Source organism: Serratia ureilytica, from assembly GCF_017309605.1.
Lineage (GTDB): Bacteria > Pseudomonadota > Gammaproteobacteria > Enterobacterales > Enterobacteriaceae > Serratia > Serratia ureilytica.
Window position 1 is genome coordinate 4,276,561 of the sequence record NZ_CP071320.1, and the last position, 14,219, is coordinate 4,290,779.

At 61.2% G+C, this 14,219-nt stretch carries 16 protein-coding genes; 8 read left to right on the forward strand and 8 right to left on the reverse strand.

Going from position 1 to position 14,219, the window contains the following annotated elements:
* Nucleotides 1-2 precede the first annotated feature (2 nt).
* Together ampE and ampD are read right to left on the reverse strand one after the other, a co-directional pair.
* Nucleotides 3-857 (reverse strand): beta-lactamase regulator AmpE, encoded by an 855-nt coding sequence (gene ampE, locus J0X03_RS20280; protein WP_033631795.1) that lies wholly within the window; start codon nt 855-857, stop codon nt 3-5.
* Nucleotides 857-1,453 (reverse strand): 1,6-anhydro-N-acetylmuramyl-L-alanine amidase AmpD, encoded by a 597-nt coding sequence (ampD, locus tag J0X03_RS20285; protein WP_103101738.1) that lies wholly within the window; start codon nt 1,451-1,453, stop codon nt 857-859. Before ampD ends, ampE begins: the two co-directional genes overlap by 1 nt.
* 84 nt (nt 1,454-1,537) lie before the next feature.
* Here ampD and nadC point away from each other — a divergent pair, with 84 nt between their 5' ends.
* From nadC to hofC, 4 genes are all read left to right on the forward strand, one after another.
* On the forward strand, nt 1,538-2,428 hold the full coding sequence (gene nadC / locus J0X03_RS20290; RefSeq protein ID WP_025301584.1) for a carboxylating nicotinate-nucleotide diphosphorylase: 891 nt from the start codon (nt 1,538-1,540) through the stop codon (nt 2,426-2,428).
* Nucleotides 2,429-2,614: 186 nt separating this feature from the next.
* Nucleotides 2,615-3,052 (forward strand): prepilin peptidase-dependent pilin, encoded by a 438-nt coding sequence (ppdD, locus tag J0X03_RS20295; protein ID WP_033651664.1) that lies wholly within the window; start codon nt 2,615-2,617, stop codon nt 3,050-3,052.
* Between the two features lie 5 nt (nt 3,053-3,057).
* A complete protein-coding gene (gene gspE / locus J0X03_RS20300) occupies nt 3,058-4,500 on the forward strand; it encodes a type II secretion system protein GspE (RefSeq protein WP_160203966.1) in 1,443 nt (480 codons plus the stop codon).
* A complete protein-coding gene (gene hofC / locus J0X03_RS20305) occupies nt 4,497-5,696 on the forward strand; it encodes a protein transport protein HofC (RefSeq protein WP_060659952.1) in 1,200 nt (399 codons plus the stop codon). Before gspE ends, hofC begins: the two co-directional genes overlap by 4 nt.
* A 54-nt stretch (nt 5,697-5,750) precedes the next feature.
* Here hofC and J0X03_RS20310 read toward each other — a convergent pair whose 3' ends face one another.
* Complete coding sequence (locus J0X03_RS20310) at nt 5,751-6,794, reverse strand: GMP reductase (protein WP_015376656.1); 1,044 nt, start codon at nt 6,792-6,794, stop codon at nt 5,751-5,753.
* Nucleotides 6,795-7,156: 362 nt separating this feature from the next.
* Here J0X03_RS20310 and coaE point away from each other — a divergent pair, with 362 nt between their 5' ends.
* On the forward strand, nt 7,157-7,771 hold the full coding sequence (gene coaE, locus J0X03_RS20315) for a dephospho-CoA kinase (protein ID WP_025301580.1): 615 nt from the start codon (nt 7,157-7,159) through the stop codon (nt 7,769-7,771).
* On the opposite strand, the gene J0X03_RS24345 is transcribed toward coaE, so the two are convergent.
* On the reverse strand, nt 7,671-7,901 hold the full coding sequence (locus tag J0X03_RS24345; protein WP_227414610.1) for a hypothetical protein: 231 nt from the start codon (nt 7,899-7,901) through the stop codon (nt 7,671-7,673). The genes coaE and J0X03_RS24345 overlap by 101 nt on opposite strands.
* Between J0X03_RS24345 and zapD the strand changes: the two genes are divergently transcribed.
* Both zapD and yacG read left to right on the forward strand, forming a co-directional pair.
* Complete coding sequence (zapD, locus tag J0X03_RS20320) at nt 7,828-8,529, forward strand: cell division protein ZapD (RefSeq protein WP_372507295.1); 702 nt, start codon at nt 7,828-7,830, stop codon at nt 8,527-8,529. The two genes, J0X03_RS24345 and zapD, sit on opposite strands and share 74 nt — an antisense overlap.
* A 51-nt stretch (nt 8,530-8,580) precedes the next feature.
* Nucleotides 8,581-8,772: a DNA gyrase inhibitor YacG gene (gene yacG / locus J0X03_RS20325; protein WP_025301578.1), complete on the forward strand. Its 192-nt coding sequence runs from the start codon at nt 8,581-8,583 to the stop codon at nt 8,770-8,772.
* A gap of 39 nt (nt 8,773-8,811) precedes the next feature.
* Here the strand turns inward: yacG and mutT are convergent, their stop codons facing one another.
* From mutT to secM, 3 genes are all read right to left on the reverse strand, one after another.
* Nucleotides 8,812-9,216: an 8-oxo-dGTP diphosphatase MutT gene (gene mutT / locus J0X03_RS20330; protein WP_033641858.1), complete on the reverse strand. Its 405-nt coding sequence runs from the start codon at nt 9,214-9,216 to the stop codon at nt 8,812-8,814.
* A gap of 80 nt (nt 9,217-9,296) precedes the next feature.
* Nucleotides 9,297-12,005 carry a preprotein translocase subunit SecA gene (gene secA / locus J0X03_RS20335; RefSeq protein ID WP_042783690.1) on the reverse strand — a complete coding sequence of 903 codons (2,709 nt, stop codon included), beginning with the start codon at nt 12,003-12,005 and terminating at the stop codon, nt 9,297-9,299.
* Nucleotides 12,006-12,087: 82 nt separating this feature from the next.
* Nucleotides 12,088-12,618, reverse strand: coding sequence for a secA translation cis-regulator SecM (secM, locus tag J0X03_RS20340; RefSeq protein WP_033641856.1), 531 nt, complete (start codon nt 12,616-12,618; stop codon nt 12,088-12,090).
* Nucleotides 12,619-12,644: 26 nt separating this feature from the next.
* Between secM and J0X03_RS20345 the strand changes: the two genes are divergently transcribed.
* Nucleotides 12,645-13,160: a DUF721 domain-containing protein gene (locus tag J0X03_RS20345; RefSeq protein WP_004932751.1), complete on the forward strand. Its 516-nt coding sequence runs from the start codon at nt 12,645-12,647 to the stop codon at nt 13,158-13,160.
* A 114-nt stretch (nt 13,161-13,274) separates the two neighbouring features.
* On the opposite strand, the gene lpxC is transcribed toward J0X03_RS20345, so the two are convergent.
* Nucleotides 13,275-14,192 (reverse strand): UDP-3-O-acyl-N-acetylglucosamine deacetylase, encoded by a 918-nt coding sequence (lpxC, locus tag J0X03_RS20350; RefSeq protein WP_004932754.1) that lies wholly within the window; start codon nt 14,190-14,192, stop codon nt 13,275-13,277.
* Nucleotides 14,193-14,219 lie beyond the last annotated feature (27 nt).

Here is a 14,219-nt window from a genome sequence, read left to right on the forward strand (position 1 = left end):
GTTTACAGCAGCGTGCCGTAAATGGTCAACAGCGCCACCACCACCACGATGATCATCGTCACCTTGCGCGCCAGCGTCACCGCCGCCCGCGGCGTTTGCACCGGGTCCATATGCGGATCGCGCGCCAGCGAGAACTGCGCCAGCCGCGTCAACACCTGATACGACGACGAATGCCGATCGCCGAGTGAGGCGAACCAGGCCGGCAACGCGCGCTCGCCGTGGCCGAACAACGCATAGGCCACCCCGGCCAAACGCACCGGGATCCAGTCCAGCCAGTTCAGCAGATGATCGATGCCCGACTGCGAACGCTCCAGCGGCGTATTGTGGCGCGCCAGCCAGGTTTGATAGGCGCGCAGGAAGGCATATCCCGCCAGCGCGATCGGCCCGTACGGCCCAAAGACCACGAACCAGAACAGCGGCGCCAGGTAATAACGGAAGTTGATCCACAGCAGCGCGTTTTGCAGCTCGCGCAGACGCAGCTCTTCACTGCAGTCCACCGGCAAACCGTGGATCAACGCCAGCTCTTCCGCCATCTGATCGCTGGCATGGGTATCCCCCTGCCGCGCCGCTTTCAGGTAGGCGCGATAGTGTTTGCGCTTGATGCCGGCGCCGACGCACAGCAGATCGATGACGATCCACAGCAGCAGCGTCACCACGCCGAAGAATAACCCGTGCGACAACCACAGAACGCCCCAGACGATCACCATCCAGGCGGCGGTCATCGCCAGCGTCTGCGCCAGCGAAACCCGATGCAGCCGCTGAAATACCACTTCGAGGCGATGATCCAGCTGCCAATGTTCCCCCAGCTTGAACAGGCGCTCCCAGGCCAAAACCAGCAACAGCGTAAACAGCGTCATTAGCGATTCCTCTCCCTTTTTCTTGTCTCAAGCATAGCGTCGGCGGGCGCGCCGCGTTGTTCCAGAGATGCCAGATAGCGATCCCAATCGAACGCCGGCCCGGGATCGGTTTTGCGGCCGGGGGCGATATCGCAATGCCCGGCGATATGCGCCGCCAACGGCGGATAATGTTCGGCCAGCAGCGCGGTGACCGCCTGCAGCGTGCGATATTGCGCCTCGGTGTAGGCTAACTGGTCGGTGCCTTCCAGCTCGATGCCGATGGAGAAATCGTTGCACCGTTCGCGCCCCTGATACACAGAAACGCCCGCGTGCCACGCGCGCTGGTCGAAGGGCACATACTGCACGATCTCCCCGTCGCGGCGGATCAGGCAGTGCGCAGACACTCGCAGCTGATGGATCTCGGCGAAATAAGGGTGCTGCGCGGGATCGAGCGTGCCGGTGAACAGCTGGTCGATATAGGGGCCACCGAATTCGCCGGGCGGCAGGCTGATGTTATGGATGACCAGCAGCGAGGGCGGCTCGTCATCCGGGCGCCGATCGCAGTGCGGCGAAACCACTCGCGTCACCCCGACAATCCAGCCATTTTCCAACTGCATCAGACACCTCTCTGCGGTGGTACTTATTCCTGCAACAGAGTAGCATGTTCCCCTACGAACTAACCGTCCATTTCGGAGTTTTCCATGCCGACACGCCGCTACAGTGCCGACCGTCGCCGCACCGAGCTTCTTGAACGTATTGAAAGTGATATTCCCTATTCCGTCGCCCAGGCGCTGCGCGAAGACCTGGGAGGTGAAGTTGACGCCGGGCGCGATATTACCGCGCAATTGTTACCGGCGGACAAGCAGGCCGAAGCCACCGTCATTACCCGCGAAGCCGGCGTGTTCTGCGGCCGCCGCTGGCTGAACGAAGTCTTTATTCAGTTGGGCAACCAGGTGCAGGTGGAGTGGCTGGTGGCAGACGGCGACCGTCTGATACCGAACCAACCGCTTTGCCGGCTGCGCGGCCCTGCGCGGGTGCTGTTGACCGGCGAGCGCACCGCGCTGAACTTCGTGCAGATGCTCTCCGGCGTGGCGACCGAGGTCAGCCGCTACGTGGCTCTGCTGGAAGGCACCCAGACTCGCCTGCTCGATACCCGCAAGACCTTGCCCGGCCTGCGCACCGCGCTGAAATACGCCGTGCTGTGCGGGGGCGGCAGCAACCACCGGCTGGGGCTGTCCGATGCCTTCCTGATCAAGGAAAACCACATCATCGCCTCCGGCTCGATCAAAAACGCGGTGGAAAAAGCCTTCTGGCTGCACGCCGACGTGCCGGTGGAAGTGGAAGTCGAGTCGCTCGATGAGCTGCAGCAGGCGCTGGACGCCGGCGCCGACATCATCATGCTGGACAACTTCAGCGTCGAGATGATGCGTCAGGCGGTCGCCCAAACCCAGGGCCGCGCCCAGCTGGAGGTGTCCGGCAACGTCACCAGCGAGACGCTGCGCACCTTCGCCGAGACCGGCGTGGATTACATTTCGGTCGGCGCGCTGACCAAACATGTGACCGCGCTCGATCTGTCGATGCGCTTCAAATGATCCCCTCGCCCCCGGCCGCCGGGGGCGTTAACGCAGATTTGCGAAGCCCCTCGCACCGTTTTTCCCTCCGCTGCAAACGACATCAATACTGATGGAAGCACGCCGAGAAACGCGTAAAACCCGCTCGCCGTTCCCCCGCGCAAACCGCTACCGTTGTTTTCCACACCCTTATGGAGGAAACAACGCATGGAAACGCAACGCGGCTTTAGCCTGATCGAACTGATGGTGGTGATCGCCATCATCGCCATCCTCAGCGCCATCGGCATTCCCGCCTACCAGCGCTACATCCAGAAAGCGGCGATGACCGACATGCTGCAAACCATGGCGCCATATAAGCTGGCGGTCGAGCTGTGCGTACTGGATGAAGGCGCGCCCGCCGGCTGTGAAGCCGGCAGCAAAGGCATTCCCAGCGGCGGCGCGTCGCGTTACGTCAGCGGGGTGAAAGTCGTTAAAGGCGTAATCACGCTGACCGGCACCCAAACGCTGCAGGGGCTGGCGGTGGCGTTAACCCCCAAGTCGAACGCCGATGGGCTGACCCGCTGGACCCGGCTGTGCAGCAGCGAAAACGCGACGCTGGTTGAGGTGTGCCGGGAAGTCTTCCGCTTCGACGACGCGGCGGAGTAACGGCGATGAACGCGCAAATCAGCGAAGAGGTTCACACCCTGTGTCGGCGCTATCAGGCGCTGGCGTTGAGCGAGGACCCGACCACCCTGACGGTCGCGCTCAGCGAAGAAGCGCCGCAGGGGCTGCTGGCGGCGCTGCGTTTCGCCACCGGCAAACGCATCCATCTGGAACAATGGCCGGCGGCCAGGTTGGAGCTGGCGCTTAACCAGCGCCACGAACCGCTCTCGGCGCCGCTGGCGGCCGAAGAGGACACAACCGACATCGCCTACCCCGACGACGGCGATGCGCCGGTGGTGCAATTCATCAACCAGACGCTGCGCCTGGCCATCCAGCGCCGCGCCTCGGACATCCACTTCGAGCCTTTTCGGCAGCATTTTCGCATTCGTCTGCGCATCGACGGCGTGCTGCAAACCCTCGCCTCACCGCCGCCGCAGCTGGCCGCGCGCCTCGTCGCCCGGCTGAAGATCCTCGGCCAGTTGGATATCGCCGAGCGCCGTCAGCCTCAGGACGGGCAGCTCAGCCTGACGCTGGACAGCGCGCGCTATGCCATGCGTATCGCCACTCTGCCGACGCTGCACGGCGAAAAGGTGGTGCTGCGCGTTCAGCAGGGCGAGCAACAAGAACTGCCGCTGGATCAGTTAGGCATGAGCCGGGCGGATCTGGCGCGCTACGCGACGGCGCTGGCCTGCCCGCAAGGGTTGATCCTGGTGACCGGCCCGACCGGCAGCGGCAAAACGGTGACGCTGTACAGCGGTCTGCGCCAGTTGAACGATGCGCAGAGCAACCTGTGCAGCGTCGAGGATCCGGTCGAGATCCCGCTGTTCGGCGTTAATCAGACCCAGATCAACGCCAAAACCGAGCTGAGCTTCGCCCGGGTGCTGCGCGCCCTGCTGCGCCAGGATCCAGACGTCATCATGATCGGCGAGATCCGCGATGCGGAAACCGCCGAGATCGCGGTCAAGGCCGCGCAAACCGGCCACCTGGTGCTGTCGACGCTGCATACCAACTCTACCGGCGAAACCCTGACGCGGCTGATGCACATGGGGATCCCCGGCTACCTGCTCGCCGGCTGTCTGAAGCTGATCGTCGCGCAGCGGTTGGTGCGCAGACTGTGCCGCCACTGCCGCTATCCGCACAGCCAGCCGACGCATTTTCCCAGCGAGATCTGGCCGGAACCGCTCACTGTCTGGCGCGCCGATGGCTGCGAGCATTGCTTCGGCGGTTACTATGGGCGCATCGGCGTGTATGAACTGTTGGCCATTACGCCGGAAATACAGGCGGCATTGCTGGCGAACGCCGCTCCCAGTCTGCTGGCGGATATCGCCCGCGAACAGGGGCAGCTTTCGCTGCTGCAAGCGGGCCTGGCGCTGGCCGCCGAAGGCACGACCTCGCTGGAAGAACTGTACCGCGTGATCGACGTCGTCCAGCCTGGCATAGCCGCGCCATGAAAGCGCGCCGGCTGTTTCTTTGGCAGGCTTTCGACGCACAGGGCGCCTTACGCCGCGGCGAACTGATGAGCGAGGAAAAACGGCAGGTGAGCCGGTTGCTGATCGAACAAGGCCTGCAACCGTACCGAATCGGGCACGGCAAACGCGTTACGCCCGGCCAATGGCGTGGAGAACCGTTAATCCACTTCACCCGCCAGCTCGCCACTCTGCTGCAGGCGGGGTTGCCGCTGGTCAATGCGCTGCAGTTGCTGGCAGCAGAGCATCCTTCGGCAGCCTGGCGCTGCCTGCTGCGCCAGCTGGCCGACCAGGTGCGCGAAGGGCAACCGCTTTCCGAAACCCTCGCCGAACAACCGGGGATTTTTCCCCTGATCTATCGCCAGCTGATCGCCATCGGTGAACTGACCGGCAACCTCGATCGCTGCTGCCTGCAGCTGGCGCAACAACAGGAGGCCCAGTTGCTGCTGCGCCGCAAGGTGACCAAAGCGCTGCGTTACCCCCTCTTCATCTGCGCGGTGGCGCTGATGGTCAGCGTGTTGATGCTGGTGATGGTGCTGCCGGAATTCGCCAAGGTTTATCAATCGTTCGATGCGCCGCTGCCCTGGTTTACCCAAGGGTTGCTGGCATTGTCTGCGCAGTTGATCGCCACCGGCCCCTATCTGGCGCTGCTGCTGGGCGCGTCGCTGTTCGGCTATGGCCGCTGGCTGCACCCGCGCCCGCCGTGGCGCAGACGTGAACAGGCTCTCTTGCTGCGCCTGCCGCTGATCGCCCGGCTGGTGAGCGGCGGCGCGCTGAGCCAAACATTTCGCATCCTGACCATGACCCAACGCGCCGGGCTGACGCTGGTGGAAGGGTTGAACGCGGCGGCGTTGGCGGCTGACCATCTGCTGTACAAACAGGCGCTGGAGCAGGTGCAACGGCAGATCGCCGAAGGCGAAGCCTTTCATCATGCCCTGGGCCTGCAACCGCTGTTTCCGCCGCTGTGCCGGCAGCTGGTGCGGGTGGGCGAAGAGTCCGGTTCGCTGGACGCCTTGCTGGATAAATTGGCGCAGTTGTATGAACGGCAGACGCACGAGCTGGCCGATACGCTGGCGCAAACGCTGGAGCCGCTGCTGATGCTGGTGGTAGGTGGGATTGTCGGCGCTTTGGTGATCGCCATGTATCTGCCTATCTTTCAACTGGGCAGCGTGTTGGGATAAGGGTAAAAGGATAGCGGGCGCCGCGATGCGCTGCGCCCGAATGCAAGGTGCGGCTTATTTGCTGCCGAAGACGCGGTTTTCCTGCTCCGCCACGCGGATAAAGGTGGTGCGCTTGGTCAGCTCTTTCAAACGCTCGGCGCCGACGTAGGTGCAGGCGGAACGCAGGCCGCCGAGGATATCGCGCACGGTGAACTCCACCTCGCCTCGCAGCGGCAGCTTGACGGTTTTGCCTTCGGCCGCGCGATACTCCGCCACGCCGCCGACGTGGCGCTTCATCGCTGACTCGGAGCTCATGCCGTAGAACAGCATAAATTTCTCGCCGTTCTCTTCCACCACGGTGCCTTCGCACTCGTCGTGGCCGGCCAGCATACCGCCCAGCATCACGAAGTCCGCGCCGCCGCCGAAGGCTTTGGCGACATCGCCCGGCACCGAGCAGCCGCCGTCGCTGACGATTTGGCCGCCCAGCCCGTGGGCCGCATCGGCGCATTCGATCACCGCCGACAGCTGCGGATAGCCCACGCCGGTCTTCACGCGGGTGGTGCATACCGATCCCGGCCCGATGCCGACTTTAACGATGTCGGCGCCGGAGAGGATAAGCTCCTCCACCATCTCGCCGGTCACTACGTTGCCGGCGCAGATGACGTGATTCGGGCAGGCTTCGCGCGCTTTCTGCAGGAAGGCGACGAAGTGTTCAGAGTAGCCGTTGGCCACGTCGATACAGATGAATTTCAGCGCCGGAGACAGGGCCAGGATCTGCTGCATTTTGGCGAAGTCGGCTTCTGAGGTGCCGGTGGACACCATCACGTGGCGCAGCACCGATTCCGGCATGCGCTGCACGAAGTCAGCCCATTGCTCGACGCTGTAATGTTTGTGTACGGCGGTGAGAACGTCGAAAGAAGCCAGGGCCTCAGCCATGCGGAAGGTGCCCACCGTGTCCATGTTGGCGGCGATAATCGGCACGCCGGACCAGCTGCAACCTGAATGCTTGAAGGTAAACTGACGTTCCAGTTCAACCTCGGAACGGCTTTTCAACGTGGAACGCTTAGGGCGGATCAACACGTCTTTAAAGCCTAACTTCAAATCTTCTTCAATACGCATGACTTATGATTTCCTGGTTAATGGCGACGGATCGCAAGGAGGATATTCGAACCTCTGCCCGACGGCTTTCCCGTGGCGCGGAAAGATGACGGCGAGATTAATGCCAGTTCCAGTGACGTTATAATACGCGCTAATAATCGCCGAACAAGACTGCGAATTCGCCTTTATTTACGCTACAATCCGACAAATTTACCTGCATAATCGCAGTGTGATTGCCCGCTCATTTCTGCCGTGCCGCTGCGCTTTTTCTCGCCGTCCAAACGGGGCCGGGGCGCAAGCGCCGCCTGCCGACTTGCACTTCTGCGCGATCGCTTTATGATTCGTCTATTATTTTTTTATGAACATCGGATGCACCTAACACCATGGCCTACATTGTTGCGTTGACCGGGGGCATAGGCAGCGGCAAAACGACCGTTGCGAACGCCTTTGCGCGCCACGGCGCAGCCATTGTCGATGCCGACGTGATCGCCCGTCAGGTCGTTGAGCCGGGCACCCCTGCTCTGGCCGCGATCGCCGAGCGATTTGGTAATGAAATGTTGCTGCCGGACGGCGCGCTCAACCGCGCTGCGCTGCGTCAGCGCATCTTCAGCCACCCCGATGATAAAACCTGGCTGAACCAACTGCTGCATCCGCTGATACACCGCGAGACCCAACGCCAACTGGCGCAGGCGGCCAGCCCGTACGCGCTGTGGGTCGTGCCGCTGCTGGTGGAAAACGGCCTGCAGGATCGCGCCGATCGGGTGCTGGTGATCGACGTCGACACCGAAACCCAGTTGGCTCGCACCATCGCGCGCGACGGCATCAGCCGCGAGCAAGCGCAGAGCATTCTCGCCGCCCAGGCCACGCGCCAGCAGCGCCTCGCCGTGGCGGATGACATTATTGACAACAGCGGCGCCGCTCAGGGGATAGAGCCACGGGTCGCCGCACTGCATCGTCGCTACCTTGAACTGGCGGCAACAGCGCCCCAACAGGATTAAACTGCATGAGTGATGTTTCCCCAACCGTTCTCTTTGAACACCCGCTGAACGAAAAAATGCGTACCTGGCTGCGCATCGAGTTTTTACTGCAACAGCTGCACGGCCAGCGCGCCCTGAGCGAAACCGCCATCGCCCTTACCTTTTTCCGCACCGTCTCCGATTTGCTGGACGTACTGGAGCGCGGCGAGGTACGCACCGAACTGCTCAAAGAGCTGGAGCGTCAGCAGCAAAAACTGTTGGCCTGGGCCGATGTGCCGGGCGTGGATATGGCGCTGATCGAGCAGTTGCGCGGCCAGTTGAAGTCGCGTTCATCGGCGCTGATGGCGGCACCGCGCCTCGGTCAGGCACTGCGTGAAGACCGGCTGATCGGCCTGGTGCGCCAGCGTCTGAACATTCCCGGCGGCTGCTGCAGCTTCGATTTGCCGACCCTGCACATGTGGATGCATGCGCCGCAGCAGGATCGCGATGCCGACGTCGCCGCCTGGCTGCAGTCGCTGGATCCGCTGAACCAGGCGCTGATCATGGTGCTGGATCTGATCCGTCAGTCGGGGCCGTTCCGCAATCAAATCAGTCTGAACGGCTTTTTCCAGGACAACGCCGAAGGGGCGGACCTGCTGCGCCTGCGCCTTCATCTGGCGCCGCAGCTTTATCCGCAAATTTCCGGCCACAAGACGCGTTATGCCATTCGTTTCCTGCCTTTGGACAGCGAACATGGCATGGTGCCTGAACGCCTGACGTTCGAACTGGCCTGTTGTTGAACTCATGAAAGCAAGCCTTCTCAGCACCGCCAGAAGGCGTAAGGAACCGTTATGACGACCGTAGTGAAATGCCCAACCTGTGGCACCGGCGTGGTTTGGGGCGAAGTCAGCCCGTTCCGGCCGTTTTGCAGCAAGCGCTGCCAACTGATCGATCTTGGCGAGTGGGCCGATGAAGAGAAGCGCATTCCGAGCAACAGCGATCTGTCGGAAAGTGAGGACTGGAGCGAACTCGACGACCGCTAATCGCCGATTGAAGGCCTGGCGCACGCCAGGCCGATAGTGTTATTGCGCGGCACCAGCCTGCGCCACCAGCAGTTGGATAATGCCGGCGTTGGCTTCCGGGAACTCGTCTTCACGCAGCTCCGCCTGTTTTACCCAGCGCATCGGCTGCCCCTCACGGCCAAACGGCTCGCCCGCCCAATGCTCCACCAGATAAAAATTCAGCGTCACGATGCGATCGCTGAAGCGATGTTCCACCACCTCCAGCAGTTCGGCCCGATCGGCTTCGATACCGGTCTCTTCACGCAGCTCACGGCTCAGCGCCTGTTCCGGCGTCTCACCCGGTTCGATCTTGCCGCCGGGAAACTCCCAAAATCCGGCCATGTGCGCGTCAGCGGCGCGGCGCGTAATAAAGATCTCCCGTTGAGCATTGCGGATGATGCCCACGGCGATATTCAGATGTTTCATCTCACCCTCCTGATGGGTGCCAAAAAACAGGGGCTCAGCAAGCTGAACCCCCGGGTATTATCGGTCAACCGCGGCCGGCATTACTGCAGGCGGCCGTGGCACTGCTTGTATTTCTTGCCGGAACCGCATGGGCAAGGATCGTTGCGGCCCACTTTGCGCTCGGCGGTCGCCGGCGCGTTCGGATCTTCGGTCACCAGCGCGTTCTCGTCGTGGTGGCTCAGCTGTTGCTGCTGCGCCAGACGCTCGGCCTCTTCACGGCGCTGCTGTTCCAGCGCTTCCACCTCTTCCGGCATCCGCACCTGTACCTTGCTCAGCACACTGATCACTTCATATTTCAGCGATTCCAGCATGGTGGCGAACATGTTGAAGGATTCGCGCTTGTACTCCTGCTTCGGATCCTTCTGCGCATAGCCGCGCAGGTGGATGCCCTGACGCAGGTAGTCCATCGCCGCCAGGTGCTCTTTCCACAGGGAATCCAGCGTCTGCAGCATCACGCCCTTCTCGAAGTTGCGCATCATTTCGCTGCCGACCACTTCTTCCTTACGCAGGTACTGCTCTTTGGCGTTCTCCAGAATACGTTCGCGCAGCGTCTCTTCGTGCAGCTCCGGCTCTTTGTCCAGCCACTGGGCGATCGGCATCTCCAGATCGAAGTCGTTCTTCAGGCGCTCTTCCAGCCCCTGAATATCCCACTCTTCTTCCAGCGACTGCGGCGTGATGTAGTTGTCGATGGTGCTCTTGAACACGTCCTCGCGGATGCTGGCGATGGTTTCGCTCACGTCGGACACGTCCAGCAATTCGTTACGCTGGCTGTAGATGGCGCGGCGCTGATCGTTGGCGACGTCGTCGTATTCCAGCAGTTGCTTACGGATATCGAAGTTGCGGCTTTCCACTTTGCGCTGCGCGTTGGCGATCGCCTTGGTCACCCACGGGTGCTCAATCGCTTCGCCTTCTTTCATGCCCAGTTTACGCATCATGCCGGACACGCGATCCGAGGCGAAGATACGCATCAGGGCATCTTCCATCGACAGGTAGAAGCGGGATGAACCGGCGTCGCCCTGACGACCGGAACGGCCGCGCAGCTGGTTATCGATACGGCGCGATTCATGGCGCTCGGTGCCGATGATATGCAGGCCGCCCGCCGCCAGCACCGCGTCGTGGCGCTCTTTCCAGGCGGCTTTGATAGCTTCGATCTGCTCTTCGGTCGGCTCTTCCAGCAGCGCCACTTCGGCCTGCCAGCTGCCGCCCAGCACGATATCGGTACCACGGCCCGCCATGTTGGTGGCGATGGTCACCGCACCGCTCTGGCCGGCCTGGGCGACGATGTCCGCTTCCATGGCGTGGAATTTGGCGTTCAACACCTTGTGGTCGATGCCCGCTTTGGTCAGCTCTCGGGACACCACTTCGGATTTCTCGATTGAGATGGTCCCCACCAGCACCGGCTGGCCTTTGGCGGTACGCTCGCGGATGTCTTCAATGATGGCGCCGATCTTCTCTTTCTCGGTCATGTACACCAGATCCGGCATATCCTTACGGATCATCGGACGGTTGGTTGGCACCACGATCGTGTCCAGCTTGTAGATCGAGCTGAATTCGAAGGCTTCGGTATCGGCGGTACCGGTCATCCCGGCCAGCTTCTCGTACAGACGGAAGTAGTTCTGGAAGGTGATCGAAGCCAGCGTCTGGTTCTCGTTCTGGATCTCCACGCCTTCTTTGGCTTCCACCGCCTGGTGCAGACCGTCGGACCAGCGGCGGCCCTGCATGGTACGGCCGGTGTGCTCATCGACGATGATCACTTCGCCGTCTTTCACGATGTAGTCCACGTCGCGGGTGAACAGCACGTGAGCGCGCAGCGCGGCGGTAACGTGGTGCATCAGCATGATGTTGGTCGGCGAGTATAGCGATTCGCCTTCATCCATGATGCCGGCTTCCACCAGCATCTCTTCAATCAGGATCAGGCCGCGTTCGGTCAGGTGTACCTGACGCGCCTTCTCGTCCACCGAGAAGTGCCCTTCACCTTTGAAGGTGTCGGAGTCTTCTTTTTCCTGGCGGATCAGTTTAGGGATCAGCTTGTTGACCTTGATGTACATCTCGGAGCTGTCTTCTGCCGGGCCGGAGATGATCAGCGGCGTACGCGCTTCATCGATCAGGATGGAGTCCACCTCATCCACCAGCGCATAGTGCAGTTTGCGCTGCACACGCTCTTCCGGGCTGAACGCCATGTTGTCGCGCAGGTAGTCGAAGCCGTACTCGTTGTTGGTGCCGTAGGTGATGTCGGCGGCGTAAGCTTCGCGCTTGGCCGGCGCCGGCATGCCCGGCAGGTTGATGCCGATGCTCAGACCGAGGAACTCGAACAGCGGACGGTTGTTTTCGGCGTCGCGCTGCGCCAGATAGTCGTTGACGGTCACGACGTGCACGCCGCGGCCGCTCAGGGCGTTCAGATAAGCCGGCAGCGTCGCGGTCAGGGTTTTACCTTCACCGGTGCGCATCTCGGCGATGCAGCGGTCGTTCAGTACCATGCCGCCCAGCAGCTGCACGTCAAAGTGACGCATGCCGAACACGCGCTTGCTCGCCTCACGCACCACGGCGAAGGCTTCCGGGATCAGGCTTTCCAGCGATTCGCCTTTCTCCAGGCGCGCGCGGAATTCGTTGGTTTTCGCTTTCAACTCGTCATCGGACAGCTTTTCCATGTCCGGTTCCATGCGGTTGATCTGCTCAACCACTTTGCGCATGCGGCGCAGGGTACGATCGTTACGGCTGCCAAAAACTTTGGTTAATAATTTCACTAACATGATGTTTGATATCTCTGTCATGACCGCCGAGCGCGGCAGTCAACTTGCTATTATTTATGGTTTTTGTGCCCAAAGGGCGAGATCAGACGAGGGCGACGGGCCCGGCGCGAATGCCCTGCACCTGCGCCACCCACAGGCCGGTCTGGTGCCGCGCCAGCGTTGGCAGCACCTCAAGGTGGGTGTGGCGAATGATGGTCGGCGGCTTCGGCTCGTGCGTCAGCAGCGCGTTGAGAGTAGAAAGCAGCGCCAGTTGCGCTACCTGCAAAGGGGGTTCCGCTTCGGCTTCGCTCTCCTGCACACGCGCATAAACCGCCTGCGGCGCCAGCGCGAAAGAGAGGTGACGAATGACGGTGCGCAGCGCATGTTGCTGCCAATAATCTACGCTGAAGGTAGGACGGCGATGCGCGTCCTGCAGCAGGGCCAGGCTGTTGAAGGTGCCGTTGGCCGAATTTTGCCGGTTAAGGCTGGACGATGTGCTCGGCAATGCGGCCTGATCGGGTGCGCCGGACAAATTGGAAGGCGCGCCAAGCGTGGCCGCAACCATCCCTAACAGGAGATGGGGCCAGAAATAACGTCTGCCAAATTGTCGCCAACGATTTAGAATACCGATCACGAGTTTATAATCCGCCGGAGCCCATTATGCGCGATAGCCGTCCACAATTATTAGATGTCCTGTTCGACGACGCGTCTGCCGGCAGCAAAGGGCCGCTGCATAACGTCCAGCAACGCGCGGTGGCGCTGCTCAAGCTTAACCGTGCAGTGAAGGGCCTGTTGCCCGCTCCCCTGCATCCCTGGTGCCGCGTCGCGAATTTCCGACAGGGTATTTTAGTGCTCGAAACGGCAAATGCCAGTTGGATGATGCGCTTGCGCTACGAACAACCCGCTTTGCTGTCTGCACTACGAGCGCAAATTCTACCATCATTGTCGTCGATCGACATCAGGATTAATCCGGCCTTGATGGCGAAAGGCAGCAACCAGGTGCAAAACGCCGAAAAAGCGCCGGAAAAACCCGTGCCGATGCGGCATTTGAGTCTGGAGAGTGCGGAAGAGCTGAGGGGATTAGCGAGCCGTAGCCCAGAGAAACTGCGCAAGATATTGGAACGGCTGGCTGCATTGGCCGGAGAGGGTACCAACACAACCAGTCGTGATAAGTAATCAGCGACACGGACTGCAAAATACCGGACAGCCGACACCACACCATCGTGAGCCTGAATTCTCAGGCTCTCAGGGGATGCGCCTGCCGTTATTCGCAGGCGAGGAATGCAGACCTTACGCCAATACGGTAGACGGTGCCTTGAATGCCAATGGCATTTCGGCTTCGTCCTGGAAGGTCACGTATTCCCACGCTTCCTGCTTGGCCAGCACGGCCTGCAGCAGTTTGTTGTTCAGCGCGTGGCCAGACTTGAACGCGGTGAACGCGCCAATGATGTTGTGGCCGCACATGAACAGGTCGCCGATGGCGTCCAGCATTTTGTGACGTACGAATTCGTCTTCGAAACGCAGACCGTCTTCGTTCAGCACGCGGTAGTCGTCTACCACGATGGCGCAATCGAAGCTGCCGCCCAAGGCCAGGCCGCGGGACTGCAGGTATTCGATATCACGCATGAACCCGAAGGTGCGCGCGCGGCTGATTTGACGCACGAACGACTCAGCCGAGAAATCAAGACGATAGCGCTGAGAGCTGGCGTCGATGGCCGGGTGGTTGAAGTCGATGGTGAAGTCCAGGCGGAACCCGTTATGCGGGGACAGCTCGGCCCACTTGTCGCCATCTTCAACGCGTACGGTCTCTTTCAGACGCAGGAATTTCTTCGCCGAGTTCAGTTCTTCGATGCCGGCATCCAGCAGCAAGAACACGAACGGACTGGCGCTGCCGTCCATGATTGGGATTTCAGCGGCGTCGACTTCGATGACGATGTTGTCGATGCCCAGCCCAGCCAGCGCGGCGTTAAGATGCTCAACGGTCGAAATACGCACGTCATGCTCATTCACCAGGCAAGTACAGAGCATGGTATCACGCACGGATTTTGCATCAGCCGGAAAATCAACCGGTGGATTCAAGTCAGTGCGACGATAGATGACCCCGGTATTAGCCGGCGCTGGGCGCATTGTCAGCGTGACTTTCTTGCCGGTATGCAAACCGACGCCAGTCGCCTGAACAATACGTTTTAATGTCCTTTGTTTGATCATCGTTTTATCTCGCAATGTTATCCATCC

Excerpts from the sequence above, each read along its gene's own strand:
- zapD (WP_372507295.1), top strand. The coding sequence starts at position 7,828 with ATGCGTACCTGGCTGCGCATCGAGTTTTTACTGCAACAGCTGCACGGC.
- J0X03_RS20345 (WP_004932751.1), top strand. The coding sequence starts at position 12,645 with ATGCGCGATAGCCGTCCACAATTATTAGATGTCCTGTTCGACGACGCG.
- coaE (WP_025301580.1), top strand. The coding sequence starts at position 7,157 with ATGGCCTACATTGTTGCGTTGACCGGGGGCATAGGCAGCGGCAAAACG.
- mutT (WP_033641858.1), bottom strand. The coding sequence starts at position 9,216 with ATGAAACATCTGAATATCGCCGTGGGCATCATCCGCAATGCTCAACGG.
- nadC (WP_025301584.1), top strand. The coding sequence starts at position 1,538 with ATGCCGACACGCCGCTACAGTGCCGACCGTCGCCGCACCGAGCTTCTT.
- J0X03_RS24345 (WP_227414610.1), bottom strand. The coding sequence starts at position 7,901 with ATGGCGGTTTCGCTCAGGGCGCGCTGGCCGTGCAGCTGTTGCAGTAAA.
- ampE (WP_033631795.1), bottom strand. The coding sequence starts at position 857 with ATGACGCTGTTTACGCTGTTGCTGGTTTTGGCCTGGGAGCGCCTGTTC.
- ampD (WP_103101738.1), bottom strand. The coding sequence starts at position 1,453 with ATGCAGTTGGAAAATGGCTGGATTGTCGGGGTGACGCGAGTGGTTTCG.
- hofC (WP_060659952.1), top strand. The coding sequence starts at position 4,497 with ATGAAAGCGCGCCGGCTGTTTCTTTGGCAGGCTTTCGACGCACAGGGC.
- yacG (WP_025301578.1), top strand. The coding sequence starts at position 8,581 with ATGACGACCGTAGTGAAATGCCCAACCTGTGGCACCGGCGTGGTTTGG.
- gspE (WP_160203966.1), top strand. The coding sequence starts at position 3,058 with ATGAACGCGCAAATCAGCGAAGAGGTTCACACCCTGTGTCGGCGCTAT.
- J0X03_RS20310 (WP_015376656.1), bottom strand. The coding sequence starts at position 6,794 with ATGCGTATTGAAGAAGATTTGAAGTTAGGCTTTAAAGACGTGTTGATC.
- secA (WP_042783690.1), bottom strand. The coding sequence starts at position 12,005 with ATGTTAGTGAAATTATTAACCAAAGTTTTTGGCAGCCGTAACGATCGT.
- lpxC (WP_004932754.1), bottom strand. The coding sequence starts at position 14,192 with ATGATCAAACAAAGGACATTAAAACGTATTGTTCAGGCGACTGGCGTC.
- ppdD (WP_033651664.1), top strand. The coding sequence starts at position 2,615 with ATGGAAACGCAACGCGGCTTTAGCCTGATCGAACTGATGGTGGTGATC.